This window comes from Lelliottia sp. CFBP8978, assembly GCF_034046055.2.
In the GTDB taxonomy this organism is placed as follows: Bacteria; Pseudomonadota; Gammaproteobacteria; order Enterobacterales; family Enterobacteriaceae; genus Enterobacter.
Genome location: NZ_CM188253.1, coordinates 1,015,199 through 1,041,848 on the forward strand (window position 1 = coordinate 1,015,199; position 26,650 = coordinate 1,041,848).

26 protein-coding genes are annotated in these 26,650 nt (G+C 54.0%); 13 read left to right on the forward strand and 13 right to left on the reverse strand.

Going from position 1 to position 26,650, the window contains the following annotated elements:
• Window positions 1-14: 14 nt before the first annotated feature.
• The 5 genes from tgt to SOM82_RS04720 all read left to right on the forward strand — a co-directional run bounded on the left by tgt (window position 15) and on the right by SOM82_RS04720 (window position 5,855).
• The gene (gene tgt / locus SOM82_RS04700; protein ID WP_154127604.1) at window positions 15-1,142 is read left to right on the forward strand and encodes a tRNA guanosine(34) transglycosylase Tgt; all 1,128 of its coding nucleotides are present in this window, start codon (window positions 15-17) and stop codon (window positions 1,140-1,142) included.
• Between the two features lie 22 nt (window positions 1,143-1,164).
• Window positions 1,165-1,497, forward strand: a complete 333-nt coding sequence (gene yajC, locus SOM82_RS04705) for a preprotein translocase subunit YajC (RefSeq protein ID WP_064325012.1) — start codon at window positions 1,165-1,167, stop codon at window positions 1,495-1,497.
• A gap of 26 nt (window positions 1,498-1,523) precedes the next feature.
• On the forward strand, window positions 1,524-3,371 hold the full coding sequence (gene secD / locus SOM82_RS04710; RefSeq protein WP_320460203.1) for a protein translocase subunit SecD: 1,848 nt from the start codon (window positions 1,524-1,526) through the stop codon (window positions 3,369-3,371).
• 10 nt (window positions 3,372-3,381) lie between these two features.
• Complete coding sequence (secF, locus tag SOM82_RS04715) at window positions 3,382-4,353, forward strand: protein translocase subunit SecF (protein WP_320460202.1); 972 nt, start codon at window positions 3,382-3,384, stop codon at window positions 4,351-4,353.
• Window positions 4,354-4,469: 116 nt separating this feature from the next.
• Window positions 4,470-5,855 carry a M24 family metallopeptidase gene (locus tag SOM82_RS04720; protein ID WP_320460201.1) on the forward strand — a complete coding sequence of 462 codons (1,386 nt, stop codon included), beginning with the start codon at window positions 4,470-4,472 and terminating at the stop codon, window positions 5,853-5,855.
• A gap of 49 nt (window positions 5,856-5,904) precedes the next feature.
• Here SOM82_RS04720 and SOM82_RS04725 read toward each other — a convergent pair whose 3' ends face one another.
• A complete protein-coding gene (locus SOM82_RS04725; protein ID WP_154127607.1) occupies window positions 5,905-6,783 on the reverse strand; it encodes a nucleoside-specific channel-forming protein Tsx in 879 nt (292 codons plus the stop codon).
• Window positions 6,784-7,049: 266 nt separating this feature from the next.
• Entirely contained in the window at window positions 7,050-7,589 is a 540-nt protein-coding gene (locus tag SOM82_RS04730; RefSeq protein ID WP_320460200.1) for a SadB/YajI family lipoprotein, read from the reverse strand.
• Between the two features lie 153 nt (window positions 7,590-7,742).
• Here SOM82_RS04730 and nrdR point away from each other — a divergent pair, with 153 nt between their 5' ends.
• From nrdR to thiL, 5 genes are all read left to right on the forward strand, one after another.
• Window positions 7,743-8,192: a transcriptional regulator NrdR gene (gene nrdR / locus SOM82_RS04735; protein ID WP_064325018.1), complete on the forward strand. Its 450-nt coding sequence runs from the start codon at window positions 7,743-7,745 to the stop codon at window positions 8,190-8,192.
• A gap of 4 nt (window positions 8,193-8,196) precedes the next feature.
• On the forward strand, window positions 8,197-9,300 hold the full coding sequence (gene ribD / locus SOM82_RS04740) for a bifunctional diaminohydroxyphosphoribosylaminopyrimidine deaminase/5-amino-6-(5-phosphoribosylamino)uracil reductase RibD (RefSeq protein ID WP_320460199.1): 1,104 nt from the start codon (window positions 8,197-8,199) through the stop codon (window positions 9,298-9,300).
• An 87-nt stretch (window positions 9,301-9,387) separates the two neighbouring features.
• Window positions 9,388-9,858: a 6,7-dimethyl-8-ribityllumazine synthase gene (gene ribH, locus SOM82_RS04745; RefSeq protein WP_154127610.1), complete on the forward strand. Its 471-nt coding sequence runs from the start codon at window positions 9,388-9,390 to the stop codon at window positions 9,856-9,858.
• A 21-nt stretch (window positions 9,859-9,879) separates the two neighbouring features.
• Window positions 9,880-10,299, forward strand: a complete 420-nt coding sequence (gene nusB / locus SOM82_RS04750) for a transcription antitermination factor NusB (RefSeq protein ID WP_100777425.1) — start codon at window positions 9,880-9,882, stop codon at window positions 10,297-10,299.
• A 75-nt stretch (window positions 10,300-10,374) separates the two neighbouring features.
• On the forward strand, window positions 10,375-11,346 hold the full coding sequence (gene thiL, locus SOM82_RS04755) for a thiamine-phosphate kinase (RefSeq protein WP_320460198.1): 972 nt from the start codon (window positions 10,375-10,377) through the stop codon (window positions 11,344-11,346).
• Between the two features lie 550 nt (window positions 11,347-11,896).
• Here the strand turns inward: thiL and SOM82_RS04760 are convergent.
• The 4 genes from SOM82_RS04760 to xseB form a co-directional block, all read right to left on the reverse strand.
• Window positions 11,897-12,871 carry an aldo/keto reductase gene (locus SOM82_RS04760; protein WP_320460197.1) on the reverse strand — a complete coding sequence of 325 codons (975 nt, stop codon included), beginning with the start codon at window positions 12,869-12,871 and terminating at the stop codon, window positions 11,897-11,899.
• Between the two features lie 69 nt (window positions 12,872-12,940).
• Window positions 12,941-14,803, reverse strand: coding sequence for a 1-deoxy-D-xylulose-5-phosphate synthase (gene dxs / locus SOM82_RS04765; protein WP_320460196.1), 1,863 nt, complete (start codon window positions 14,801-14,803; stop codon window positions 12,941-12,943).
• A gap of 24 nt (window positions 14,804-14,827) precedes the next feature.
• A complete protein-coding gene (gene ispA / locus SOM82_RS04770) occupies window positions 14,828-15,727 on the reverse strand; it encodes a (2E,6E)-farnesyl diphosphate synthase (protein ID WP_320460195.1) in 900 nt (299 codons plus the stop codon).
• Window positions 15,728-15,970, reverse strand: a complete 243-nt coding sequence (gene xseB, locus SOM82_RS04775; protein WP_320460194.1) for an exodeoxyribonuclease VII small subunit — start codon at window positions 15,968-15,970, stop codon at window positions 15,728-15,730.
• 193 nt (window positions 15,971-16,163) lie between these two features.
• On the opposite strand from xseB, the gene thiI reads away from it, so the two are divergent.
• Both thiI and SOM82_RS04785 read left to right on the forward strand, forming a co-directional pair.
• The gene (gene thiI / locus SOM82_RS04780) at window positions 16,164-17,612 is read left to right on the forward strand and encodes a tRNA uracil 4-sulfurtransferase ThiI (RefSeq protein ID WP_154127616.1); all 1,449 of its coding nucleotides are present in this window, start codon (window positions 16,164-16,166) and stop codon (window positions 17,610-17,612) included.
• A gap of 128 nt (window positions 17,613-17,740) precedes the next feature.
• Entirely contained in the window at window positions 17,741-18,466 is a 726-nt protein-coding gene (locus SOM82_RS04785; protein ID WP_320460193.1) for a GntR family transcriptional regulator, read from the forward strand.
• 27 nt (window positions 18,467-18,493) lie between these two features.
• Here SOM82_RS04785 and SOM82_RS04790 read toward each other — a convergent pair whose 3' ends face one another.
• From SOM82_RS04790 to panE, 5 genes are all read right to left on the reverse strand, one after another.
• A complete protein-coding gene (locus SOM82_RS04790; RefSeq protein ID WP_320460192.1) occupies window positions 18,494-19,216 on the reverse strand; it encodes a glucosamine-6-phosphate deaminase in 723 nt (240 codons plus the stop codon).
• A 9-nt stretch (window positions 19,217-19,225) separates the two neighbouring features.
• On the reverse strand, window positions 19,226-20,539 hold the full coding sequence (locus SOM82_RS04795; RefSeq protein WP_320460191.1) for a 6-phospho-beta-glucosidase: 1,314 nt from the start codon (window positions 20,537-20,539) through the stop codon (window positions 19,226-19,228).
• Window positions 20,540-20,551: 12 nt separating this feature from the next.
• Window positions 20,552-21,820 (reverse strand): PTS sugar transporter subunit IIC, encoded by a 1,269-nt coding sequence (locus SOM82_RS04800; RefSeq protein WP_320460190.1) that lies wholly within the window; start codon window positions 21,818-21,820, stop codon window positions 20,552-20,554.
• Window positions 21,821-22,131: 311 nt separating this feature from the next.
• Window positions 22,132-22,725 (reverse strand): protein deglycase YajL, encoded by a 594-nt coding sequence (gene yajL, locus SOM82_RS04805; protein ID WP_154127620.1) that lies wholly within the window; start codon window positions 22,723-22,725, stop codon window positions 22,132-22,134.
• Window positions 22,688-23,599, reverse strand: coding sequence for a 2-dehydropantoate 2-reductase (gene panE, locus SOM82_RS04810; RefSeq protein WP_320460189.1), 912 nt, complete (start codon window positions 23,597-23,599; stop codon window positions 22,688-22,690). Before panE ends, yajL begins: the two co-directional genes overlap by 38 nt.
• Before the next feature lie 127 nt (window positions 23,600-23,726).
• On the opposite strand from panE, the gene SOM82_RS04815 reads away from it, so the two are divergent.
• Entirely contained in the window at window positions 23,727-24,218 is a 492-nt protein-coding gene (locus SOM82_RS04815; RefSeq protein ID WP_320460188.1) for a YajQ family cyclic di-GMP-binding protein, read from the forward strand.
• Window positions 24,219-24,250: 32 nt separating this feature from the next.
• On the opposite strand, the gene SOM82_RS04820 is transcribed toward SOM82_RS04815, so the two are convergent.
• Both SOM82_RS04820 and cyoE read right to left on the reverse strand, forming a co-directional pair.
• Window positions 24,251-25,612, reverse strand: a complete 1,362-nt coding sequence (locus tag SOM82_RS04820) for an MFS transporter (RefSeq protein ID WP_320460187.1) — start codon at window positions 25,610-25,612, stop codon at window positions 24,251-24,253.
• A gap of 149 nt (window positions 25,613-25,761) precedes the next feature.
• Window positions 25,762-26,649 carry a heme o synthase gene (gene cyoE / locus SOM82_RS04825; protein WP_320460186.1) on the reverse strand — a complete coding sequence of 296 codons (888 nt, stop codon included), beginning with the start codon at window positions 26,647-26,649 and terminating at the stop codon, window positions 25,762-25,764.
• Between the last annotated feature and the right edge of the window lies 1 nt (window position 26,650).

Sequence of the window (26,650 nt, forward strand, 5' to 3'; positions counted from 1 at the left end):
ACGTTGGAGATAAAATGAAATTTGAACTCGATACCACCGACGGACGCGCTCGCCGTGGCCGCCTGGTGTTTGATCGCGGCGTAGTTGAAACGCCTGCTTTTATGCCCGTGGGCACTTACGGCACCGTAAAAGGAATGACGCCGGAAGAAGTCGAAGCCACTGGCGCGCAGATTATCCTCGGTAACACTTTCCACCTGTGGCTGCGCCCGGGTCAGGAAGTGATGAAACTGCACGGCGATCTGCATGATTTCATGCAGTGGAAAGGCCCAATCCTGACCGACTCCGGCGGTTTCCAGGTGTTCAGCCTCGGAGATATTCGCAAAATCACCGAAAAGGGCGTTCACTTCCGTAATCCTATCAACGGCGATCCGATCTTCCTCGATCCTGAAAAATCGATGGAGATTCAGTACGATCTCGGCTCTGACATCGTGATGATCTTCGACGAATGCACGCCCTATCCGGCGGACTGGGATTACGCGAAACGTTCCATGGAGATGTCTCTGCGCTGGGCGCAGCGTAGCCGCGACCGTTTTAACTCGCTGGAAAACAAAAATGCGCTGTTCGGCATTATTCAGGGTAGCGTTTACGAAGATTTACGCGATATCTCTGTTAAAGGTCTGGTAGAGATAGGTTTTGATGGCTACGCTGTCGGCGGTTTGGCTGTAGGTGAGCCGAAGGAAGATATGCACCGTATTCTGGAGCATGTTTGCCCGCAAATCCCTGCGGATAAACCACGATACCTGATGGGCGTGGGCAAACCAGAAGATCTGGTTGAAGGCGTGCGTCGCGGCATTGATATGTTCGACTGCGTGATGCCTACCCGTAACGCGCGTAACGGGCATCTTTTCGTGACCGATGGTGTGGTGAAAATCCGTAATGCGAAGCATAAAAACGACACCAGCACGCTCGATGCCGAGTGTGATTGCTATACCTGTCGTCATTATTCTCGTGCGTATCTCTATCATCTCGATCGTTGCAATGAGATTTTAGGCGCGCGTCTCAATACCATTCATAACCTTCGTTATTATCAGCGTTTAATGGCTGGTTTACGTAAGGCTATCGAAGAGGGTAAATTAGAGAGCTTCGTGACTGATTTTTACCAACGTCAGGGTCGCGCTGTTCCACCTTTGAACGTTGACTAATTTAATAAATGAGGGAATTTGAATGAGCTTTTTTATTTCTGATGCGGTAGCAGCAACAGGCGCTCCATCGCAGGGCAGCCCAATGTCTCTGATTCTGATGCTGGTGGTGTTTGGTCTGATTTTCTACTTCATGATCCTGCGCCCACAGCAGAAACGTACTAAAGAACATAAAAACCTGATGAACTCCATCGCGAAAGGCGATGAAGTGCTGACTAACGGCGGTCTGGTTGGTCGCGTAACGAAAGTTGCGGAAACAGGTTATATCTCTATTGCGCTGAACGACACCACTGAAGTGGTTATCAAACGTGACTTCGTAGCTGCCGTACTGCCGAAAGGCACTATGAAAGCGCTGTAATCTAACTTTTCCCAAAGGGAACTGCCGTGTTAAACCGTTATCCTTTGTGGAAGTACATCATGCTGGTCGTCGTGCTAATCGTCGGCCTGCTGTACGCGCTTCCCAACCTGTATGGTGAGGATCCGGCTGTTCAAATCACTGGCGCGCGCGGTGTCGCCGCCAGTGAGCAAACGCTGATCCAGGTCCAGAAAACGTTACAAGAAGAAAAAATTACCGCTAAGTCTGTGGCACTGGAAGAGGGCGCAATTCTTGCTCGCTTCGACACCACCGACACGCAGCTCCGCGCCCGTGAAGCGCTGATGGGCGTGCTGGGTGATAAATATGTCGTGGCGCTGAACCTTGCTCCTGCTACCCCGCGTTGGTTAGCCTCCATCAATGCAGAACCGATGAAACTCGGTCTTGATCTGCGTGGCGGCGTTCACTTCCTGATGGAAGTGGATATGGATACTGCGCTGGGCAAGTTGCAGGAACAGAATATTGATGGTCTGCGCAGCGATCTGCGTGAGAAAAATATCCCTTACACCACCGTGCGTAAGGAAGATAACTATGGCCTGAGCATCACCTTCCGTGACGCTACGGCACGCGACCAGGCAATTGATTATCTGACCACCCGTCACCGCGATCTGGTGATTTCTCGTCAGGGTAGCAACCAGCTTCGTGCCGTGATGACCGATGTGCGTCTGAGCGAAGCGCGTGAATATGCGGTCCAACAGAACATCAACATTCTGCGTAACCGTGTCAACCAACTGGGTGTCGCAGAACCGCTGGTACAGCGTCAGGGCGCTGACCGTATCGTGGTTGAACTGCCGGGTATTCAGGATACTGCGCGAGCCAAAGAGATTTTGGGCGCGACAGCGACGCTGGAATTCCGTCTGGTGAACACCAACGTTGACCAGTCTGCAGCGGCTTCCGGGCGTGTTCCTGGTGACTCCGAAGTGAAACAGACTCGTGAAGGGCAGCCGGTTGTGCTGTACAAACGCGTGATTCTGACCGGTGACCACATTACCGATTCCACTTCAAATCAGGACGAATACAATCAGCCGCAGGTTAACATCTCGCTTGATAGCGCGGGTGGTAACATCATGTCTAACTTCACAAAAGATAACATCGGCAAACCGATGGCAACACTCTTCGTGGAGTATAAAGACAGCGGTAAGAAAGATGCCACTGGTCGTGCTGTTCTGGTGAAAGAGGAAGAGGTGATTAACATCGCCAATATCCAGTCTCGCCTGGGGAACAGTTTCCGTATCACCGGTATCAACAACCCGAACGAAGCGCGTCAGCTCTCTCTGCTGCTGCGTGCCGGTGCGCTGATTGCACCGATTCAGATTGTTGAAGAGCGTACCATTGGTCCAACTCTGGGTATGCAAAACATCACTCAGGGCCTGGAAGCCTGTCTGGCCGGTCTGGCGGTTTCCATCATCTTCATGCTGTTCTTCTATAAGAAGTTTGGCCTGATTGCGACCTCCGCGCTGCTGGCAAACCTGATTCTGATCATCGGGATTATGTCTCTGCTGCCAGGGGCGACGCTGACGATGCCGGGCATTGCGGGTATCGTTCTCACCCTTGCGGTGGCCGTTGATGCCAACGTATTGATAAACGAACGTATCAAAGAAGAGTTGAGTAACGGTCGCTCGGTACAGCAGGCGATCGATGAAGGCTATAAAGGCGCGTTCAGCTCTATCTTCGATGCGAACGTGACAACACTGATTAAGGTTCTGATCCTGTATGCAGTGGGTACTGGCGCAATCAAAGGCTTTGCTATCACCACCGGTATTGGTGTGGCAACGTCAATGTTTACCGCTATTGTCGGCACCCGTGCCATCGTGAACCTGCTGTATGGCGGCAAGCGCGTCAAAAAGCTGTCAATCTGAGGAGTGCGTTGTGGCACAGGAATATACTGTTGAACAATTGAACCACGGCCGTAAAGTCTGGGACTTTATGCGCTGGGACTACTGGGCCTTTGGCATTTCAGGTTTTCTGCTGATTGTGTCTATCGCCATTATCGGTGTCCGCGGGTTTAACTGGGGTCTCGATTTTACCGGTGGTACGGTCATTGAGATCTCGCTGGAAAAACCGGTCGATATGGACCAGATGCGCGAATCCCTCCAGAAGGCGGGCTTCGAAGAGCCGCTGTTGCAGAACTTTGGCAGCAGCCGTGACATCATGGTGCGTATGCCGCCGGTGCACGATGCCAACGGCAGCCAGGAGCTGGGCAGCAAGGTTGTTAAGGTTATCAACGAAACCACCAGCCAGGATGCGACCGTTAAACGTATTGAGTTTGTTGGCCCTAGCGTAGGTGCCGATCTTGCTCAGACGGGGGCAATGGCGCTGCTGGTTGCGCTGATCTCCATTCTGGTTTACGTCGGTTTCCGCTTTGAGTGGCGACTGGCGGCAGGGGTTGTTATCTCCCTTGCGCACGACGTGGTTATCACGATGGGCGTGCTGTCACTGTTCCAGATTGAGGTTGACCTGACCATCGTGGCATCCCTGATGTCGGTTATCGGTTACTCACTGAACGACAGCATCGTGGTCTCTGACCGTATTCGTGAAAACTTCCGTAAGATCCGTCGCGGTACGCCGTACGAAATCTTTAACGTGTCGTTGACCCAAACGTTGCACCGTACGTTGATCACATCCGGGACGACCTTGATGGTTATCCTGATGCTGTTCCTCTTCGGCGGCCCGGTTCTGGAAGGCTTCTCGCTGACCATGCTGATCGGTGTGACCATCGGTACGGCGTCTTCTATTTACGTCGCGTCCGCGCTGGCGTTGAAACTGGGCATGAAGCGCGAGCACCTGCTCCAGCAGAAGGTCGAAAAGGAAGGGGCGGATCAGCCGTCCATCCTGCCTTAACGGCAACAGCGTTCTGATAACGGAATCCCGGTCGCAAGGCCGGGATTTTTTTATTACAGCCGTCTGAAAGTTGGTTACTCTCGTGTGGTGAATCGCTATGACATGGAGTAATGCTGATGCCCGCTGTAACCCTCTCTGCCGTTCCCCAACCTGTCGTCTGGCACGATGTCCCTTCCGTTACGCTTAGTGATGAAACGCTGCGCCAGCGCAAAACGAAGATTCTGAGCGGCATGCGAAAGCAGCAGCTGGATACGCTCGTCATCTACGCGGACAAAGAGCATGGCGGAAACTTTGAGTATCTCAGCGGATTTATTCCCCGCTTTGAAGAGGCGCTGTTGGTGCTCCAGTCATCGGGTGAGGCTGTTCTGGTGTTAGGCAATGAAAACCTGAAGCTGGCAGCGCATGCGCGGCTCGAAAATCGGGTGATCCATGCGCCGTGGTTCTCGTTGCCAAATCAACCGATGGATAACGTGAAGTCGTTGCCAGAATTGCTCCGGGAAGCAGGGCTGACGGCGGGCAAAACTATCGGTCTGGCGGGTTGGAAGCTGTTTACAGGGGCCTGCGATGATGTGAAGCAAATGTTCGATTTACCCGCTTTTATCGTCGATGCGATCCGTCAGACAACGGAGGATAAGTCGCAGTTACTCAATGCGACAGGCCTTTTTATCGATCCAGACGGCGGCGCTCGCACCGTGAATAACGCCAACGAACTGGCGCATTATGAATACGGCGCAAACCTGGCATCAACGGCGATCCTCGGGGCATTAAACGCCATAGAGCCCGGCAAAACTGAAAAACAGATTGCCGCTTTGCTGGCAGCAGAAGGGCAGCCGAATAATGTGGTCATGATCGCCGCGACGGGCGATCGCTTTGCGCACGCTAATCTCTATCCCGGCGATAAGGTTATTCAGCGTGGCGACAAATTCTCTCTGACGACCAGCTATAAAGGGGGGTTAAGCAGCCGTGCGGCCTATGTCGTTGCTGACGAGTCGGAGCTGGCGCCAGAAGTGGCGGATTATCTTGATGTCGTGGCGAAACCCTATTTTCGCGCTGTCGTGACCTGGCTTGAGAATTTACGCATCGGTATGCGCGGCGGTGAGATGTATGGGCTGATTGAACAGGTTCTGCCGAAAGCCGATTATCACTGGCACCTCAATCCAGGCCACCTGGTGGCAGATGAAGAGTGGCTCTGCTCGCCAGTCGGCCCCGATTCGAGCGCCAGATTGCAAAGCGGCATGATTTTGCAGATCGATATTATTCCTTCCCGCCCGGGTTATGCGGGCGCCAGTATTGAAGATACCGTGGCGCTGGCCGATGAGGCGTTACGAGATGAACTGAAAGCACAGTATCCGGCACTTTGGCAGCGTATTGTTGAGCGTCGGGCTTATATTGATAAATACATCGGTATCCGGTTGCCCGCAGAAGTGTTGCCGTTTTCTAACACCGTCGGTTATTTACGTCCCTGGCTGCTGGACCCCACGCGGGCGTTGATTTGTAAATGACAAATAAAAAAGCCAGCATTTCGCTGGCTTTTCAACAGGGTAGATTCGGTTAGAAATTATAACCGACAACCAGATAGCCACCCCAGCCGGTAGAACGGACGTTCTCTTTCATCCAGACCAGGTCAGCATCGTCATTCCACTGACCGCCGTTATGCCAGTAACGGGCTACGACAGAGTAATGCCAGTGATCGTAGTTCAGCGCCAGAATGTGGCTCGAAGCGATGGAGTCATTGGTGCGTTGCTTGATGCCGTTTTCTGCATACTGGCTCTTATCGCCCAGGTCTGAACCCCAGTCGAAGTTGGTAAAGCCGATATAGCTCAGGTTACCGCCCCACAGCTGAGTGATTGGGACGAAATACTTCACTTTGAAGCGGTAGCCATCCCACTCGTTTTCGTTTTCAGCCTGGTAGTTCTGCCACTGGTATTTTGCATACACGTTCATGGACAGACTCATCGGCAAACCGGTGTCGATGTCCGTACCCAGACCCATGTACCAGGTGCTCTGACGACCGGACGCGTTACGGCCCATGTCGTAGATGTAGTTGTTGGCGAAATACCACTCTTTGAATGGACCAAAGCTCAGGTCTGCGCCTGTCAGTTTGTCGATAGAGAAGCGTGGCTCGATTTCCATGAACAGCGGAGAACCGTGGTTCCAGATACCTTTCGCATCGGTGTTACCACCGAAGAATACCGGAGCATCCATGTAGCCATAGAAGTCAAACCAGTCTTTCTTGGCGAAAGCTTCGTACTCCAGGTATGTATCGTTACGGATCTGTGGTCCGAAACGTGTGTGGTAGCTGCCCACCACGTTAACGCTCTGATGCCACCAGTCGGAGACATATTCTGGTTTAGTATTTTCAGCTGCGTTAACAGCGAAAGAGGAAGAAAGTGCTAACACTGCACCGGCTGCAAGTAATGTTTTTTTCATAATCATGCCACTGATTGAAAATCCCTTCCGGGATGTGAAAAATGCGCGAATTGCGTTTCTAAATATTTCGTGTTTCTGCGGAGCCTATTATAGGAATCCTTGTTCACAAAAATATGTGTTGTTTCACATATCTCTCATTCACGTAATCGATTGCGTTCACGTTTGCGTACTTTAAACGGCAGGGATTGTAACGGCAATGATTTATGTTGCCAATATTTGCGAGATGTAAGAAAGGGCGGAACGGGATTTCCGTTCCGCTGAAAAGATTACTGCGCGGCAGGCTGGATGTCGTGGATGCGAACGAAACCTAACTGGTCTGGAGTGACGCCGCTCAACTGAAGCGGGATATCGACATCGCTGGGGGCAAGCACGCTTGCCGGGGCGTTGATCAGCTGATTCTTCACGTTCACTTCCTGATAGCTGTCGGTTGTACCCTGAATCTGACCCCACTCAACCGTGCCGCTAAAAGCGGGCAGCGGATCGGTCGATTCTCCTTTGATACGCAGGGTAGCCGCCGTCCCGTCTGCATTTTGGGCGATATTAACCAGTGACATTTTCAGGGTGCCGATCTGGCTTTTCAGCAGTGCCGGCGTGTTAGCCCCTGGTAGCAGATAAACACCGCTGCTCGATTTTGCATTCAGCGCATTCTGCTGGGTGATTTTCACGGTCTCCTGGTTTAGCTTCTCCATCGCCGTATTCAGCGTATTGACGCTCTGTTTCATCTGGCGGACTTCGCTTTGCTGTGCGCAGGCGCTAAGGGTGAAGAGACTTCCCACCACAAGTATTCTTAGGTAACGTCTTGTCATTGCGTTTATTTCCATGAAATAACGGATTGTCCTAATGGTAGCCAGTATGATGCCGTCTGGTATAGATCCTTTGTCTCAAAAGCGCTCTTCCTTTGTTGTGGACCCAGTTCGGGGTAAAATAGAGTTCAGTTAACCAGATAGTCAGGACACCGTATGCATTGCCCATTCTGTTCCGCCGTGGATACCAAAGTAATCGACTCTCGTCTCGTAGGTGAAGGCTCTTCCGTCCGCCGTCGTCGGCAGTGTCTGGTGTGCAACGAACGTTTCACCACCTTCGAAGTGGCAGAGCTGGTGATGCCGCGTGTAGTGAAAAGTAACGATGTGCGCGAGCCGTTCAACGAAGAAAAACTGCGTAGAGGGATGCTAAAAGCACTGGAAAAACGGCCAGTGAGCGCAGATGACGTCGAAATGGCGCTTAACCATATCAAATCGCACTTACGGGGGACCGGTGAGCGCGAGGTGCCCAGCAAAATGATCGGTAACCTGGTAATGGAGCAGCTAAAGAAGCTCGATAAAGTGGCTTATATTCGCTTCGCCTCTGTGTATCGCAGCTTCGAAGATATCAAAGAATTTGGCGAAGAGATCGCCCGTCTACAGGACTAAGCTGATGCAGGATGAGATGTACATGGCGCGAGCGCTTAAGCTGGCGCAGCGGGGACGATTTACTACCCATCCCAACCCAAATGTCGGCTGCGTGATTGTCAAAGAGGGCGAAATCGTCGGCGAAGGTTTTCACTATCGCGCCGGCGAGCCGCACGCCGAAGTTCATGCGCTGCGCATGGCGGGGGAGAAGGCTCGCGGCGCAACAGCGTATGTGACGCTTGAACCCTGTAGCCATCATGGGCGAACGCCGCCGTGCTGCGAAGCGCTGATTGCCGCTGGGGTCGCGCGCGTAGTTACATCCATGCAGGATCCTAATCCACAAGTGGCGGGGCGCGGGCTGTATCGTCTGCAACAGGAAGGCATTGATGTCAGCCACGGTCTGATGATGAATGATGCCGAGCGGCTGAATAAAGGCTTTCTCAAGCGTATGCGTACGGGGTTTCCGTATATCCAGTTAAAGCTGGGGGCCTCACTTGATGGCCGAACGGCGATGGCAAACGGAGAAAGCCAGTGGATCACTTCGCCGCAGTCAAGGCGCGATGTGCAACGTCTGCGCGCGCAAAGCCATGCTATTCTGACCAGTAGTGAAACGGTGCTGGCCGACGATCCGGCGATGACCGTGCGCTGGGAAGAACTTGATGCCGATACGCAGGCGCTTTATCCAGAAGAGAATCTGCGCCAGCCGGTGCGAATTGTCCTCGACCGCCAGAATCGCGTAACCCCTTCCCATCGTATTGTTCAGCAACCCGGTGAGACCTGGTTTGCGCGTACGCAAGAAGACAGCCAGATTTGGCCTGACGGTGTGCGCAGTATTATGGTGCCGGAACACAACGGGCATCTCGATTTAGTCGTGCTCATGATGTTGCTCGGTAAACAGCAGGTCAACAGTATCTGGGTTGAAGCTGGCCCCACGTTAGCCGGTGCGTTATTGCGCGCAGGTCTGGTCGATGAACTGATTGTTTACGTGGCGCCTAAGCTGTTAGGCGACGCTGCGCGCGGCTTATTCGTGCTGCCTGGCCTTGAAAAACTGGCTGATGCGCCGCAACTCAAATTTAGTGAAATTCGTCAGGTTGGCCCGGATGTGTGCCTGCATTTGACTCCCGCGTAATTGCTTCTGAAATTTGGAAGCGGTGCGCAAAGTATTATGATAAAATCCGCCCCCCTGCGGGGCTAAATGAACCCGTAAAGGAAGAGTATGAACATTATTGAAGCTGCTGTTGCTACCCCGGACGCTCGCGTCGCCATCACCATTGCGCGTTTCAACAACTTCATCAACGACAGCCTGCTGGACGGTGCGATTGACGCCTTGAAACGTATTGGCCAGGTGAAAGATGAAAATATTACCGTTGTTTGGGTTCCAGGTGCCTACGAACTGCCGTTGGCAGCAGGCGCGTTGGCGAAAACCGGTAAATACGACGCGGTTATTGCGCTGGGTACGGTTATTCGTGGCGGCACTGCTCACTTCGAATACGTTGCGGGTGGTGCAAGCACGGGTCTGGCGCACGTGGCACAGGATGCTGAAATTCCTGTCGCTTTCGGCGTACTGACTACTGAAAGTATTGAACAAGCCATCGAACGCGCTGGCACCAAAGCCGGTAACAAAGGTGCAGAAGCTGCACTGACCGCGCTTGAAATGATCAACGTATTGAAAGCCATTAAGGCCTGATTTTTTTGTAAGGGGAATTCCGTGAAACCTGCTGCTCGTCGCCGCGCCCGTGAGTGTGCCGTCCAGGCGCTCTACTCCTGGCAGTTGTCCCAGAACGACATCGCTGATGTTGAATACCAGTTCCTGGCGGAACAAGACGTCAAAGACGTTGACGTTCTGTACTTCCGTGAACTGCTGTCGGGAGTGGCGACTAATAGCGCGTATCTCGACGGCCTGATGAAGCCGTACCTGTCTCGTCTGCTTGAAGAGCTGGGCCAGGTCGAGAAAGCAGTGCTGCGCATTGCGCTGTTTGAGCTGTCTAAACGTCAGGATGTGCCTTACAAAGTAGCCATCAACGAAGCTATCGAACTGGCGAAAACCTTCGGTGCTGAAGACAGTCACAAATTTGTGAATGGCGTGCTGGATAAAGCCGCACCTGCGATCCGTCCCCACAAAAAGTAATCCGTAAGCCGGAGTTTGCATTGCCGCCCGGCAGTGCGGCTCCGGTTTTTTATTTTATTTGCTGAGGCATAACGTATGGCATGCGGCGAATTCTCCCTGATTGCCCGTTATTTTGACCGTGTCCGAACCTCTCGTCTTGATGTTGAAACCGGCATTGGCGATGACTGCGCACTTCTCAATATTCCTGAAAAACAGACTCTCGCAATCAGCACCGACACGTTAGTGTGCGGTCGTCATTTTCTGGCAGATATTGATCCTGCCGATCTGGCCTATAAAGCACTGGCCGTCAACGTCAGCGATCTGGCGGCGATGGGGGCCGATCCCGCATGGCTGACTCTGGCGCTGACGCTGCCGAACGTCGATGAAAAGTGGCTTGAAGCCTTCAGCGATGCGCTGTTTGAACAACTCAATTACTACGATATGCAGCTCATTGGCGGCGACACCACGGCCGGGCCACTCTCCATGACGCTGGCTATTCACGGCTACGTGCCCGCAGGCCGCGCGCTAAAACGCTCTGGCGCGAAGCCGGGTGACTGGATTTATGTGACTGGCACTCCGGGCGATAGCGCGGCGGGGCTGGCAATTTTGCAGGAACGTTTGACCGTGAGCGACGCCGATGACGCAGCATATCTGGTGAAGCGTCACCTGCGCCCGACGCCACGGATTCTGCATGGTCAGGCGCTGCGCGATCGCGCCAGTTCGGCGATTGATCTCTCGGATGGTTTGATTTCCGATCTGGGCCATATCCTTAAGGCCAGCGGCGTTGGGGCGCGTGTTGACCTGGACACGTTCCCACTCTCGGAGCCGATCCGCAGGCATGTCGAACCTGAACAGGCCCTGCGCTGGGCGCTGTCCGGCGGCGAAGATTACGAGCTGTGCTTTACCGTCCCGGAACTGAATCGCGGTACGTTGGACGTGGCGCTGGGCAATCTCGGTGCGCCGTTTACCTGTATCGGCCAGATTTTGCCTGAGAGCGAAGGCATGCAGTTTGTGCAAAACGGTGCTCCGGTGAGGTTAGACTGGAAGGGTTACGACCACTTCGCGTGACGTTGCGTTGCCGTTTTTAGTGTCTGCTCCCTCTCCCTGTGGGAGTGTGCCGGGGTGAGGGCATCAGACCGCACAAGGTAAAAGCAAAACGGCAACAGCGTTGCCGTTTTTAGTGTTTTCTCCCTCTCCCCGTGGGAGAGGGCCGGGGTGAGGGCATCAGACCGCACAGAGTAAAAGCAAAACGGCAACCGCGTTGCCGTTTTTAGTGTTTTCTCCCTCTCCCTGTGGGAGAGGATCGGGGTGAGGGCGTCAGGCCACACAAGGTAAAAACAAAACGGCAACCGCGTTGCCGTTTTTAGTGTCTGCTCTCTCTCCCTGTGGGAGAGGGCCGGGGTGAGGGCATCAGGCCGCACAAGGTAAAAGCAAAACGGCAACAGTGTTGCCGTTTTTAGTGTTTTCTCCCTCTCCCCGTGGGAGAGGGCCGGGGTGAGGGCATCAGGCCGCACAAGGTAAAAACAAAACGGCAACCGCGTTGTTGCCGTTTTTAGTGTCTGCTCCCTCTCCCCGTGGGAGAGGGTCGGGGTGAGGGCATCAGACCGCGCAACCCTGACTATTTGAATCCCACCACCGGATGCTGCTGATAAGGCGTTTCCAGTTCAGCGATCTGTTCCGGCGTCAGCGTTAAATCAACAGCATTTAACAGCTCATCAAGCTGCTCTTCACGCGAAGTACCGATAATCGGTGCCGCAACGCCGCGCTTACTGAGTAGCCACGCCAGAGCCACCTGCGCACGCGTAGCGCCCGTCTCATCGGCGATTCCCGCCAGCCGCTCGGCGATAAGCGCATCGCTGGCTTCGGTATCGTTGTAGAGCTTTTTACCGACTTCGTCGGAAACCGAACGCGCCGTGGTTTCTCCCCACGGGCGGGTTAAGCGCCCGCGCGCCAGCGGGCTCCAGGGGATCACCGCCACGCCTTCCTGATAGCACAGCGGCAGCATATCGCGCTCTTCTTCGCGATAGATAAGGTTGTAGTGATCCTGCATGGTGACAAAGCGCGCCCATCCGTGCTGCGCCTGCAGATTTAGCGCTTCGGCAAACTGCGAGGCATGCATCGACGACGCGCCGATATAACGCGCTTTACCTGCTTTGACCACGTCGTTCAGGGCTTCGAGGGTTTCTTCAATCGGGGTGTTGTAATCCCAGCGGTGGATTTGCAGTAGATCGACATAGTCCATATTGAGGCGTTTGAGGCTGTCATCAATGGAGCGCAGGATTTGTGCGCGGGAGAGGCCTTCGGTGAGATCGCCAGACGGATAGTAAACCTTCGTAGCGACGACCACTTCATCGCGGCGGGCAAAATCACGCAATGCGCGGCCAACGATCTCCTCGCTGCTGCCGTCGGAGTAGCTGTTGGCGGTATCAAAGAAGTTAATGCCGCCGTCGAGGGCGTGTTTGATGACCAGACGGCTGCTCTCTTCCGGCAGCGTCCAGGCGTGATTCCCCCGGTCAGGCTCGCCAAATGTCATACAGCCAAGACAAAGTCGGGAAATCTTAAGGTCTGTCTTTCCTAATGTATTGTATTGCATGGTTCCGCTCCTGCTGATTGCTTAAAACAGTCACTTTAAGCATAGCAGGAGCGGAAAGAGGGGAAAGGATCAGGCGAGCCAGTGGCGAATTTTAGCTTCAATGCCAGCGGCATCGAGACCGATTTCAGCGCGGGCTTCGTCCTGCGTCCCCTGCGCAATAAAGTGGTCAGGCAGACCGAGATTAAGCACCGGCACGACTTTGCGCTTCGCCATCAGCACTTCGTTCACACCGCTGCCTGCGCCGCCCATAATGGCGTTTTCTTCCAGCGTCACCAGCGCATCGTGGCGGCTTGCCATTTCCAGAATCAACGCTTCGTCGAGCGGTTTCACAAAACGCATATCCACCAGCGTCGCATTCAGTGATTCTGCAACTTTTGCAGCTTCAGGCATCAGCGTGCCGAAGTTGAGAATGGCCAGCTTTTCGCCCTGACGCTTAACGATACCCTTACCGACAGGCAGTTTTGCCAGCGGTTGCAGTTCAACGCCGACAGCGTTACCGCGCGGATAGCGCACAGCGGTTGGACCATCCTGATAGTGATAGCCGGTGTAGAGCATCTGGCGACATTCGTTTTCGTCGCTGGGCGTCATCACCACCATATCCGGGATACAGCGCAGGAACGAGAGATCGAAAGCCCCCTGGTGCGTCTGACCATCGGCCCCGACGATACCCGCGCGGTCAATCGCAAACAGGACCGGCAGCTTCTGGATAGCGACGTCGTGGATCACCTGATCGTAAGCACGCTGGAGGAAGGTGGAGTAGATCGCCACAACGGGCTTGTATCCACCAATCGCCAGCCCTGCTGCAAAGGTAACGGCGTGCTGTTCCGCGATGGCAACGTCAAAATACTGGTCCGGATATTTTCTCGAAAACTCGACCATACCGGAGCCTTCGCGCATCGCGGGTGTCACCGCCATCAGCTTGTTGTCTTTGGCTGCGGTTTCGCACAGCCAGTCGCCAAAGATTTTTGAGTAGCTCGGCATTCCGCCGCTGCTTTTTGGCAGACAACCGCTGGTAGGATCGAATTTCGGTACGGCGTGGAAGGTAATGGGATCTTTTTCGGCAGGCTCGTAGCCACGCCCTTTCTTGGTCATGATGTGCAGGAACTGCGGGCCTTTCAGGTCACGCATGTTTTTCAGCGTGCTGACCAGCCCTAGTACATCGTGGCCATCCACCGGGCCAATGTAGTTAAAGCCCAGCTCTTCAAATAATGTGCCAGGCACCACCATGCCTTTAATATGTTCTTCCGTGCGCTTCAGCAGTTCTTTGATCGGCGGTACGCCGGAGAACACTTTTTTCCCGCCTTCGCGCAGGGTGGAGTAGAGCTTGCCGGAGAGCAGTTGCGCCAGGTGATTGTTCAGCGCGCCCACGTTCTCGGAGATCGACATTTCGTTATCATTGAGGATAACCAGCATATCAGGCTTGATATCGCCGGCGTGGTTCATCGCCTCAAACGCCATGCCCGCGGTGATTGCCCCGTCGCCAATCACACAAACGGTGCGGCGCTGTTTATTCTCTTTCTCTGCCGCAACGGCAATCCCGATACCCGCAGAGATAGATGTGGACGAGTGGCCGACGCTCAGGACATCAAATTCGCTCTCACCGCGCCACGGGAAGGGGTGCAGTCCGCCTTTCTGGCGAATAGTGCCAATTTTATCGCGACGCCCGGTCAGAATTTTGTGCGGATAAGCCTGGTGCCCGACATCCCAGATCAGCTGATCGAACGGGGTGTTATAGACGTAATGCAGCGCCACGGTCAGTTCCACCGTGCCAAGCCCGGAGGCGAAATGTCCGCTGGAACGGCTGACGCTGTCGAGCAGATAACGACGTAACTCGTCGCTCAGCTTCGGCAGGCTCTCTTTCGGCAACAGACGTAACTCCTGGGTGGAGTCAACCAACGCCAGTGTCGGGTATTTGGCAATATCAAAACTCATCAAAGGCTCATCGAGATAGTGTGTTTATTTATCACGCTGGATTATATAGTCCGCTAGCGCTTCCAGTGCCGAGGTATCCAGTGACTGCGCGGCCAGCTCATTCAGAGACTGACGGGCATCATCAATCAGATCCCGGGCTTTACGTTGGGCTTGCTCAAGGCCCAGCAGGGCGGGGTAGGTACTTTTGCCAAGTTGCTGATCCGCACCCTGACGTTTTCCCAATGTTGCAGTATCGCCCACGATATCCAGAATGTCATCCTGAACCTGGAACGCCAGGCCGATACTTTCGGCGTAACGATCCAGAACTGGCAGGGCTTTACGGCCTTGTTCACCCGCGCTTAGCGCGCCAATACGAACGGCTGCACGAATCAGCGCACCGGTTTTATGACGGTGAATGCGCTCCAGCTGTTCCAGATTAACCTGACGGCCTTCCGCCTCAAGATCCAGCGCTTGTCCGCCGCACATTCCCGCGACACCGCTGGCCCGCGCCAGCTCAGAAACCATCGCCAGACGATCGCGATCGGCGACTTCCGCCATGGGCGCATCACTCAGGATAGAGAACGCCAGCGTCTGCAGCGCATCGCCCGCCAGAATGGCGTTTGCTTCGCCAAATTTGATATGGCAGGTTGGCTGACCGCGGCGTAAATCGTCGTCGTCCATCGCCGGTAAATCGTCGTGGATCAGCGAGTAGGCGTGGATACATTCCACGGCCGCCGCGGGGGCGTCCAGCGTGCTATCGCTGACGCCAAACATCTTCCCGGTGGCATACACCAGGAACGGGCGCAGGCGTTTTCCACCCAAGAGTGCGCCATAGTGCATGGCTTCAACCAGTGGAGTGTTCTGAAAAGGCTGCGGTTCGATAAAACGCCGCAGCGCGTCGTTGGCACGATCCACACATTCCTGAAGCTCTTTGGCGAAATCCATTTACTCAGTGTCCGGTGTGAAAGGGGTGGTGGCAGCGTCTTCGCTGTCGGAGAGTAGGATCTGCACACGCTGTTCCGCCTGCTGCAATTTAACTTGCCCCTGGCGCGCAAGCTGCACACCGCGTTCGAATTCATTGAGCGCGTCTTCCAGCGGCAAATCGCCACTTTCCAGACGAGTGACAATGTGCTCCAGCTCACTCAGCGCAGTTTCGAAGCTGGCTGGTGCGTCATTTTTCTTCGGCATAGTGAATATTGACTCTCATATTTTCAGCCCCGTCATGGTAGCGGACTCGGGCGGATAAGCAAATAACGCGCAATGTGCACAGGAGCACCGCTATAGTGGTATACTTCCGCGCCTGGATGCAGCCGCGGGTGTGGGCTGCTGTACTCTTTTCCATCACAAGCCTTTACCAGCTTGCCAACGAAACATTGCCGCCATGAAGTTTATCATTAAATTGTTCCCGGAAATCACCATCAAAAGCCAATCTGTGCGTTTGCGCTTTATTAAAATTCTGACCGGAAACATTCGTAACGTTCTTAAGCATTACGACGAAACGCTTGCCGTTGTTCGTCACTGGGATCACGTTGAAGTGCGCGCGAAAGACGAAAACAAGCGTCTGGATATCCGTGATGCCCTGACCCGTATTCCCGGGATCCACCACATTCTGGAAGTTGAAGATGTTCCGTTCACTTCCCTGCACGATATCTTCGAGAAAGCGCTGGTACAGTATCGCGATCAGATCGAAGGCAAATCATTCTGTGTGCGCGTAAAGCGTCGCGGTAAGCATGAATTCAGCTCGATTGAAGCCGAACGCTACGTGGGTGGCGGGCTGAATCAGCACGTTGAGACGGCGCGCGTGAAGCTGACCAACCCGGACGTGACCGTCAATCTGGAAATTGAAAACGATCGTCTGCTGCTGGTCAAAGGCCGCTATGAAGGCATCGGCGGTTATCCGATCGGGACGCAGGAAGATGTGCTGTCGCTGATCTCCGGCGGTTTCGATTCTGGTGTGTCCAGCTATATGTTGATGCGCCGCGGCTGCCGCGTACATTACTGCTTCTTTAATCTGGGCGGTGCGGCGCACGAAATCGGTGTTCGCCAGGTGGCGCATTATCTGTGGAATCGCTTCGGCAGCTCACACCGCGTGCGTTTTGTGGCGATCAACTTTGAGCCAGTGGTCGGCGAAATCCTCGAAAAAGTGGACGACGGCCAGATGGGCGTGGTGCTTAAACGCATGATGATGCGCGCCGCTTCCAAAGTGGCTGAACGCTACGGCGTGCAGGCGCTGGTGACCGGTGAAGCGCTGGGCCAGGTTTCCAGCCAGACGCTGACCAACCTGCGTCTTATTGACAACGTGACCGACACGCTGATCCTGCGTCCGCTGATTTCTCACGATAAAGAGCACATCATCGATCTGGCGCGTAAAATCGGAACGGAAGATTTTGCCCGGACCATGCCGGAATATTGCGGCGTGATCTCGAAAAGCCCAACCGTGAAAGCGGTGAAGGCGAAGATCGAAGCGGAAGAACAAAACTTCGATTTCGATATTCTGGAAAAAGTGGTCGCGGAAGCGTCGAACGTGGATATTCGTGAAATCGCTCAGCAAACCGATCAGGAAGTGGTTGAAGTTGAAACGGTCACCGGTTTTGGCGCTAACGACGTCATTCTGGATATTCGTTCTGGCGATGAACAGGATGACAAACCGCTGAAGGTTGAGGGCGTGGAGGTGGTTTCTCTGCCGTTCTACAAGTTGAGCACCCAATTTGGCGACCTGGATCAGAGCAAAACCTGGCTGCTGTGGTGTGAGCGCGGGGTGATGAGTCGCCTGCAGGCGCTCTATCTGCGCGAACAGGGCTTTACCAACGTGAAGGTTTATCGCCCGTAAGACATGTCCAACGGCGCGCGCTGCGCAAATCAGGCCGGGTAGGGCGAAGTCGCCACCCGGCTTTTTTTTATCTGCAAATCAGTGAGTAATGGTAAAGTAACGATCCGTCAGGAAGCCGCGAGGGTAGCATGCATAAATACCTGGAAATCAAAGAGAAGATAAAAAAGGATATTCTCGAGCAGAAATATAAAATCGGGGAAAGCATTCCGTCCGAGCGCGATCTTGCCAGCGTGTATCACGTGACGCGGGTGACGGTGCAAAAGGCGATGGCGAATCTGGTTCAGGAAGGGTACATCGAGCGCATTCATGGCAAGGGCATGTTTGTGCTGAAAAATACCGCCAGCAATATTTATATTCTCAATAATGAAAAGAGCGACAGCATTCTGGGGTTTTCTCGCGAATTCCAGGGACGGGTGAATGTCACCAGCCGCTTAATCACCTTCACGACTATTCAGGCCGATCCCTCGCTGGCGCAACACCTTGAGATTAAGCCCGGCGACGACGTCTGGTTTATCCGCCGTGTGCGTCTTCTGGATGGTCAACCCGTTCTGGTCGAAGACACTAATATTCCGGTGCAAACGATCGCGGCGATTCCCCAGTCCGTTCTGGAAAAGGGATCGCTGTATGGCTATATCGAAGAGTACACCGGAAAAAAAATTAGCGATGCGGATTCGTTAATCGAAGCGGCACTCTTCGACCGCGAACTGGCCGCGCTGCTGGAGATTACACCGGGGCAGGCGATGCTGAAAATTACGGAAGTCACCCGCCTGAGTGATAAAAAAGCCTTTAACTATTCGATTAGCTACAACCGTGCGGATCTGTTCCGGGTCAAGAATCTACGTATTGAGAGATGACAGGCGCAAGCGCGCCTGTCGGAGCGGTTAAATCTGAGCCGCAGCGGCTTTATCTACCAGCATTTGCACCTGCGGATGGGCTTTCAACAGGGTCGCCGGGATATTCGCGTCAATATCTGAGCGCAGGATTTGCGCTAACACAGGAGCCTTTTTCTCCCCGCTTGCCATCACTACCACTGATTTCGCTGCCAGAATCGTTTTCATCCCCAGGGAAATCCCTTGTTTCACGTCGCGCGCCTGACCAAAGTATTTCACAGAAACAGAGCGGGTGACGTCATCCAGATCGACTACGTGACACTCCGTATCCCGCGCCGCGCCTGGCTCATTAAAGCCGATATGACCATTCATACCGATGCCCAGCACGATGATATCAATGCCCCCGTGGCCCGCGATAAAACGATCGACCCGGCGGCACTCCTGCGCCGGATCGGCTGTTAAGCCGTCAAAGAAGCAGATTTGTTCATCCCGCAACGTCAGGCGGCTGAAGAAATGCCCCCAGACCATCTCACGACAGCTGCCCTTATCGGCTTTTCCCAGCCCCAGCCATTCGTCCAGACCGACAAACGCCGCGCGGGAAAAATCCACTTTCCCTTCTTCGCTGGCACGAACGAGAGCATCAAACACCCCCAGCGGCGTATCGCCCCCGGCAATGCAGATCAGGGCATCCGGTTTGCGCGTAACGGCGTCGATCACACGCTGGGCCACAGTGGCGCTGAGCGTCCGATAATCTTCAACAATTTCAACGTTCATCGCAGTTCCTTAGCGTTTTGTGTATTGCGGTAAATAGGCGTGGTTGACTTCCAGATACTCATCGAGGATCTGCTCGGCAATGGCGGCGGAGGGCACAATGGGGTTGATGCTCAACGCCAGCAGGGCGGTGGCATAGTCTCCGGTGACGGCGGCCTCGACGGTCAGTTCTTCGTAGGCTTTGACGCTCTGGATCAATCCGCGAATTTTCACCGGCAGTCGGCCGTAGGCCAGCGGATGAGCGCCGTTTTTATCAATGACGGCATTGGTTTCCAGGGTGACGTGATCCGGCAGATCTGGCGTCGCGCCATTGTTGACCGTGTTGACCACGTGCACTTCTTTTTTATCGTTGAAAATCGAGCTGATGATGGAGCAAGCCGTGTCGGAGTACCACGCGCCGCCGCGCTGCTCCAGCTCTTTCGGCTTGTGGTTCAGATTCGGATCCTGATAAAGCTCAAACAGTTTGCGCTCGATTTCACGCGTTTGCTCGCCGCGCGTGCCTTTATTCGCCGAATCGCGGATAGCCGTTTCCGTCATTTCGCGGGTCAGGAAGTAATACTTCAGATAGGAGATCGGATACATGTGCAGCGCGCGGGCGAAGCGCGCGGTAAAGCCGATATCCGGGATATTTTTCAGCGAGTTGTTGGCGCTGCCGACAGCCAGTTTTTCAATAAAATCATCGGTGCAATCGTCACCCTTTACGTAAATTTTATCGGCAAAGATCAGATGGTTGAGGCCGATGATACGCGCGTAAATATCCGCTTTGCTGACGTCGTAGGCTTTGGCGATGTCCATCATCATGCTGTTCGCGCCGCTGCAAATCCCGATGGTTTTAATTGCGGAGTGGCGAGTGATGGCTTCGGTCACGATACCCGCCGGGTTAGTGAAGTTGATCAGCCACGCGTTCGGACACCATTTTTCCATCGCCTTGCAGATATCCAGCAGCAAGGGAATGGTGCGCTGCGCTTTCATAAAACCGCCTGGCCCCGTGGTTTCCTGACCCAGCACACCGTATTTCAGCGGGATTTTCTCATCGTTAATGCGCGCATCCAGGAAGCCGACGCGCAGCTGGGTGGTCACAAAATCGGCATCTTTCAGCGCCGCTTCGCGATCCAGCGTCAGGTGAATATTCATCGGAATACACGCTTGTGCCACCATGCGCTGGGCGAGCTTGCCGACAATTTCCAGCTTCTCTCTCCCTTCTTCAATATCCAGCAGGTAAAAATCGGTGACCGGGAGTTCGTCGTAGCGTTTGATAAATCCATCGATCAATTCCGGCGTATAGCTTGAGCCACCACCAATCGTGACAATTTTGAGCTTTTTCATCGTGAATCCTTTTTACAAGATGGGATCGGGGAGTTTTTCGGCTTCACGGCGGGAGTGTTCTTCCGCCGCTTCTGTTTCTAGCTGTTTGCGTTCTGCGAGTTTAAAAAACGGCAGCCAGACGAGGACTGAAATGACAATCGTGCAGGCCGACCAAATCACGGCAGGAATATTGCCTCCGGTGACAAACCAGGCGGCCAAAATCGGCGGCATGGTCCAGGGAATTTGCAGTACCGGGCGGCCAATAATGTCGAAATACATCAGCGCATAGGTCGAAATACAGAGAATCATCGGGGTGAGGGTGAAGGGGATCATCAGTAACGGGTTAAAGACAATCGGGCAGCCAAATATCACCGGCTCATTGATGCAAAATACCGCAGAGGGCAAAGAGAGTTTGCCGACCGATTTATACAGCTTGCTGCGCGAGCGCATCATCGCCATCACTAACCCCAGCGTCGCGCCTGTGCCGCCGAGACACATAAAGACGATATAAAATCCGTCGGCGGTAATGTGCGGAATAGGCTGGTGGTGCAAATAGGCCTGGGTATTTTCGGCGATATATTTCAGGAAGATGGGCGCGGTGATACCAGAGAGCACGTTGTCGCCGTGAATACCGCAACACCACAGCAGCGAGATCAAGAAGATTAACACCAGCATACCGGGGAGCGATCCTAAGCCGGTGACCAGCGGGCTGAGAATCAGCGTAAAGAAGTGATTAATATCGAAGTTAAGAATGACCCGGACGAACCAGATAAGCGCGATCGCCACCGCCGCCGGGATCAGGCTTGCAAAAGACTGCGCGACGGCAGGGGGAACGCCATCGGGCAGTTTAATCACCACATTATGATGAATAAAGAAACGGACAATTTGCACCGTCAGAATCGACAGGATAATGGCGGAGAAAAGCCCGGCGGCGCCCAGATTATCGACATTGAGCTGGTACTTATCGTTAAGCTGGGCCAGTAAAAAGACCACCATCGTAACGATGGCGCAGGTTAAGGCGTTGAGACTGTACTCTTTCGCCAGGTTGTAGCTGATGCCGATGGCCGAAATCAGCCCGATAGCGCCGAAGGTCACGGCAACCGGCGCGCTGAGCTTCTCGGCATAGGGGCCAAGCCAGTCGATCCAGCCCGGAATCGGTAAATTCGCGAGGATCAGAAACAGACTGCCGGTAATGGTAAAGGGGAGCGTCAGGGCGATGCCGTTACGCACTGCCACCAGGATTTTATTTTCACCGACGCGAATCAGGACAGGAATGACTCTGTTCTCAAGAAATGTAATCACATTGCTTACTCCAGAAGAGATTTCTGTTCTTCGCCATTATTCGTTTCCAGACCGCTTTAGTGGGCGAAGTGTTTAACTGGTATATGCCAGTTGAGGTGAGTCTTTCACGGAAGCCTACGGCTGTCAAACCGGGGGGAATGGATGAGGGGAATTCGTATCTAGATGAAAATACACAGGTTTAATTCGTGAAAAAGGGCGCGATGATAATCAGTGTCAGAAAGAAAGATAAGAAGTGTGATTGCCGCCGCAATTATCGGCAGAGAAAATAAAGGCCGGCGCGGGGCCAGCCTGAGGGGAAAATCAGTGCGAGTTTACGCTTCGTAGTAGTTATAGATCCCCGCCGCGATCACCAGCGATGATGCGACTTCATAGGCTTTTTCGCGCCCCACGAGCAAATCGATAATTTTGAGGGCGAAATCAATGGATGTCCCTGGCCCCTGGCTGGTGAGCAGGTTGACTCGCGGGTCCCAGACCACGCGTTTATCGACCCATTGATCCGGAGGAATGCGGTCTTTCAGGGCGGGGAAACCGGTCATATTGCCGATCGGGAAAATCTGATGAGGAATCAGCACGGTTCCCGCCGCGGCGCAAATAGTGGCGACCAGACGCCCGGAAAGATGAAACTGCCTGACGGTTTCGACCAGCAGCGGACTGTCGCGAAAACACTCTGCGCCTTTCAGGCCGCCCGGCAGTACGATGACGTCGTAATCGCCATCAGCCACTTCTACCAGCGGTGCATCAGCCAGAATTTTCACGCCGCGCGAGCAGGTGATCGCCAGATTGCCGTCGCTTGCCACGCTGGCCGTGGTGACGTTAATTCCGCCGCGCACCAGTAAATCAATGGTGGTGACGGCTTCAGTCTCTTCGCTACCAGGGGCGAGGCATACCAGTGCCGACGCGCTCATACTCATTCTCCTTACGTTTTACCATGTCATACAGGCGGGCATTTTCCGGTACGCTGATGCCGTGCGTTCTGGCTCGTCTGAGCAGATAGCCCGTGATGTAGTCGATTTCGGTATGCCGCAGTGCGCGGATATCCTGCAGCATCGACGACATATTTTCTGCCGTGCTTTCAATGACCTGCTCGACATAATAGCGTACATCTTCCGTGGAGGTATGTATGCCTTCGCGCTCAATCACTGCGGCCAGTTCGGCACACAGGGCCGCCACTTCCACGGGATGGTTTTTAAGCTCGCCATTCGGGCAATTCCACAGCGCCGTTAGCGGGTTGATAACACAGCTCACCGCCAGCTTACGCCACAGCTGTGGACGGATATTATTGTGCCAGGCGACGTCAGGAAGCACTTTTTGCAGAACGTCTGCCAGGTAGCTATAGTCGCCGTCCTGCTCGCGCGCCGGACCAATATGGGTGACACCGCTGGCGACGTGAACAATGATGTTACCGTCGCGACGGGCCGCCTGAGTGGTGGTGGCCATCAGCAGGGGCTGATGGATGGATTTTAGTTCGTCGATAGTTCCCATGCCGTTATGCAACAGCAAAATTGGCGTGGTGCGAGGAAGGATAGCCGCCAGCGATTTGACCGCATCAGAGACCTGCCAGGCCTTTAGTGTGACCAGCAGCAGATCGCTCTTCGCCAGAAAATCCGGGTCGTTGGCGGTGAGCGATTCGTTAAAGAGACTGCCATCTTCATTAATCAGGTTTACACTGCAATACGGCTGGGCAACGCGCAGCCAGCCTTGTACCTCGTGTCCATGTTTGCACAATGCGGTGAGCCAAAGTTGGCCAAGGGCTCCGCATCCGAGCACAGTAATTTTCATTGTTCCTCCTCACCTGCAACTGCGCCAGGCGTATCGCTTAAGTATAGCGCCGTCAGCTAAGCTTCTGTTGAGTTATGCTTCGTTGCGGGTATTATGCAACGCAACAAAAGTGAAGGGAGAAGAAAAGATGCCATCTTTCGATATTGTTTCAGAAGTTGATATCCAGGAAGTCCGTAACGGCGTTGATAACGCAAGCCGTGAAGTTGAGTCACGTTTCGATTTTCGTGGCGTTGAGGCTAGTTTTGAGCTGAACGACGCAAATAAGACCATTAAGGTGTTGAGTGAGTCTGATTTCCAGGTCAACCAGCTGCTTGATATTCTGCGCGCGAAGCTGTTAAAACGCGGCATTGAAGGGACTTCCCTCGATGTGCCGGAAGAGTTTGTACACAGCGGCAAAACCTGGTTTGTGGAAGCGAAACTCAAGCAGGGCATTGAGAGCGCGATGCAGAAGAAAATCGTAAAGCTTATCAAAGACAGTAAGCTGAAAGTGCAGGCGCAAATCCAGGGTGAAGAGATTCGTGTCACCGGCAAAGCGCGCGATGACCTGCAGTCTGTTATGGCGCTGGTACGTGGCGGCGATTTGGGACAACCGTTCCAGTTTAAAAACTTCCGCGATTAATACGAAAATGCCCGGTTTAACCGGGCATTTTTTCAGGCTTTTATCGCCTGCTCAACTTCAAAGCGATTGGTCAGTTTGCTGTCTATTTTGACGTACGCGCTGCGCTCCTCCGGTACGATAAACACTTCGCTTATCCCCTCCGTCGCTTCCAGGCGCTGTTTCAGTGCATCGCTGATTTCAACATCCTCCGGGATTTCAACCCGCAGACTGCTGACATAACGCGGCTCTTTCATGGTGCTGGCCACCAGCAGCCAGACCATCGCCAGCAGCGCGCCGGCCAAAAATACGGTTTGAGAATCAAACAATCCGTCGACCCAGCCGCCGAGCGAACCGCCAATGGCCACGCCAAGAAACTGGCTGGTGGAGTATATCCCCATCGCCGTTCCTTTATAGCCCGCGGGTGATTCTTTGCTGATCAGCGACGGCAGCAGGGCTTCCATCAAGTTGAAAGCAAGGAAGAACAGCTGTACGCCCAGGACCAGCTCCCAGAAGTGCGGGCCGGAGCCCCACAGCACAATTTCTGCGATTAATAACAGCGCCACGCAGCCGAGGAATACGCGCTTCATGCGGCGTTTTACTTCGGCGTAGATGATAAACGGTACGACGGAGACGAAAGAGATCAGCATCGTCACCAGATAAATTTTCCAGTGCTCAGCAGCCGGGAATCCGGCAGCAGCCAGTTGGCCGGGCAGGGCAACGAACGTGGACATCAACAGGATGTGCAAACACATAATGCCGAAGTTCAGCTTCAGCAATCGCGGCTCGACAATGACCTTGCTAAAGCAGCCTTTGACCATGCCTGACTCGCGGTTCAGCACATGGTTTTTGCTGTCCGGCACGACCCAAATCGTCAGCGCAATGCCGATCGTCGCCAGCACGGCAATCATCCAGAACAGGGCATTGAGACCCAGTTTATGAGTAATGATCGGCCCAAGCACCATCGCGATAGCAAAGGTGACGCCGAAACTGACGCCAATAAACGCCATCGCTTTGGTGCGATTCTGTTCGCGGGTTAAATCGGACAGCAGCGCCATCACCGCAGCGGCAATGGCGCCAGAACCTTGCAGGGCACGGCCCAGAATAATGCCCCAGATAGAGTCCGACAGAGCAGCAATGACGCTACCGAGAACAAAAATGAGCAACCCGCCGACAATCAGCGGCTTTCGGCCCACGCGATCGGAGAGCAAGCCAAAGGGAATCTGAAAGATAGCCTGCGCCAGACCGTAAATCCCGATCGCCAGACCGATAAGCGCTTCGCTGGCACCCTGCAGAGCCATACCATACGTGGTCAGAACAGGCAGGACCATAAACATGCCGAGCATGCGCAGTGAGAAAACAGTCCCTAAACCCCAGGTCGCGCGCAGTTCGCCTGGTGTCATTTTATAATCGTTCATTACCACCTCAGTTCAAAAGCAGACACTAGTGTAGTGTGGGGAGGGGACGGGGTAAACAAAGGGTTATTTAACAAATATTACATGCGTGATTAATGAGTTCAGCGAATAAAAAAGGGTGCCGAAGCACCCTTTTTTTGGTCTGTGATTTCTTACCAGACGTAAGTCAGCAGACTATGTGAATCCGGCACCATAAAGTCCACGGACATCATGACGGACAGTGAAGTGATGGCGACAATGGAGAACACAAACAGCTTACGTGCCCAGACTTTGTCATCTTCCACTTTGTAACCGCGCAGCGCCATGCCGAGCCACCAGACGCTCACCGCAGCAGCCACGACCAGATATTTATATCCGGCGTAACCACCCAGAGAGAGCATCAGCGTCGCCACGGCAAAGGCGATGATGTACAGCGTGATGTGATTCTTGGCAACTGAAATGCCTTTTACAACCGGCAGAACCGGGATGTTCGCTGCCTGATAATCCTTAAAGCGGAAAATCGCAATGGCGTAGGAGTGCGGCATCTGCCACAGGCTAAAGATAGCCAGCAGGATAAGCGCACCGCTGTCGAACTGATTCGTGACGGCGCAGTAGCCAATCACCGGCGGCGCAGCACCGGAGAGAGAACCAATCAGCGTACCGTAGACGGAGTGGCGCTTCATATACAGGCTGTAAATGCCCACATAGACCACAAACCCCATCACCCCCAGCCAGCAGGCCAGAGGATTGGCGCCAAACCACAGCAGCATAAAGCCAGCAAAGCCCAGCAAGGTGGCGTACACCAGCGAGACGGCAGGAGACATCAGGCCTTTGACAAGCACCCGATTCTTGGTCCTTTCCATCTTCCTGTCGATATCCATGTCGATGTAGTTGTTAAATACACAACCGGACGCAACCACCAGTGACACCCCAATCAGCGTGGATGCAAAGAGGGTGTAGTCAATGCTGCCCTTAGAGGCCAGCAGGAACCCTCCGATCACGGAGATCAGGTTGCCAAAGATGATGCCTGGTTTCGTTACTTGCAGGTATTGCTTAAACATA

Bases quoted from the DNA above. Each gene is read 5' to 3' on its own strand.
- tgt (WP_154127604.1), top strand. From the start codon at position 15: ATGAAATTTGAACTCGATACCACCGACGGACGCGCTCGCCGTGGCCGC.
- yajC (WP_064325012.1), top strand. From the start codon at position 1,165: ATGAGCTTTTTTATTTCTGATGCGGTAGCAGCAACAGGCGCTCCATCG.
- SOM82_RS04720 (WP_320460201.1), top strand. From the start codon at position 4,470: ATGCCCGCTGTAACCCTCTCTGCCGTTCCCCAACCTGTCGTCTGGCAC.
- SOM82_RS04725 (WP_154127607.1), bottom strand. From the start codon at position 6,783: ATGAAAAAAACATTACTTGCAGCCGGTGCAGTGTTAGCACTTTCTTCC.
- SOM82_RS04730 (WP_320460200.1), bottom strand. From the start codon at position 7,589: ATGACAAGACGTTACCTAAGAATACTTGTGGTGGGAAGTCTCTTCACC.
- nrdR (WP_064325018.1), top strand. From the start codon at position 7,743: ATGCATTGCCCATTCTGTTCCGCCGTGGATACCAAAGTAATCGACTCT.
- ribD (WP_320460199.1), top strand. From the start codon at position 8,197: ATGCAGGATGAGATGTACATGGCGCGAGCGCTTAAGCTGGCGCAGCGG.
- ribH (WP_154127610.1), top strand. From the start codon at position 9,388: ATGAACATTATTGAAGCTGCTGTTGCTACCCCGGACGCTCGCGTCGCC.
- thiL (WP_320460198.1), top strand. From the start codon at position 10,375: ATGGCATGCGGCGAATTCTCCCTGATTGCCCGTTATTTTGACCGTGTC.
- SOM82_RS04760 (WP_320460197.1), bottom strand. From the start codon at position 12,871: ATGCAATACAATACATTAGGAAAGACAGACCTTAAGATTTCCCGACTT.
- dxs (WP_320460196.1), bottom strand. From the start codon at position 14,803: ATGAGTTTTGATATTGCCAAATACCCGACACTGGCGTTGGTTGACTCC.
- ispA (WP_320460195.1), bottom strand. From the start codon at position 15,727: ATGGATTTCGCCAAAGAGCTTCAGGAATGTGTGGATCGTGCCAACGAC.
- xseB (WP_320460194.1), bottom strand. From the start codon at position 15,970: ATGCCGAAGAAAAATGACGCACCAGCCAGCTTCGAAACTGCGCTGAGT.
- thiI (WP_154127616.1), top strand. From the start codon at position 16,164: ATGAAGTTTATCATTAAATTGTTCCCGGAAATCACCATCAAAAGCCAA.
- SOM82_RS04785 (WP_320460193.1), top strand. From the start codon at position 17,741: ATGCATAAATACCTGGAAATCAAAGAGAAGATAAAAAAGGATATTCTC.
- SOM82_RS04790 (WP_320460192.1), bottom strand. From the start codon at position 19,216: ATGAACGTTGAAATTGTTGAAGATTATCGGACGCTCAGCGCCACTGTG.
- SOM82_RS04795 (WP_320460191.1), bottom strand. From the start codon at position 20,539: ATGAAAAAGCTCAAAATTGTCACGATTGGTGGTGGCTCAAGCTATACG.
- yajL (WP_154127620.1), bottom strand. From the start codon at position 22,725: ATGAGCGCGTCGGCACTGGTATGCCTCGCCCCTGGTAGCGAAGAGACT.
- panE (WP_320460189.1), bottom strand. From the start codon at position 23,599: ATGAAAATTACTGTGCTCGGATGCGGAGCCCTTGGCCAACTTTGGCTC.
- SOM82_RS04815 (WP_320460188.1), top strand. From the start codon at position 23,727: ATGCCATCTTTCGATATTGTTTCAGAAGTTGATATCCAGGAAGTCCGT.
- SOM82_RS04820 (WP_320460187.1), bottom strand. From the start codon at position 25,612: ATGAACGATTATAAAATGACACCAGGCGAACTGCGCGCGACCTGGGGT.
- cyoE (WP_320460186.1), bottom strand. From the start codon at position 26,649: ATGTTTAAGCAATACCTGCAAGTAACGAAACCAGGCATCATCTTTGGC.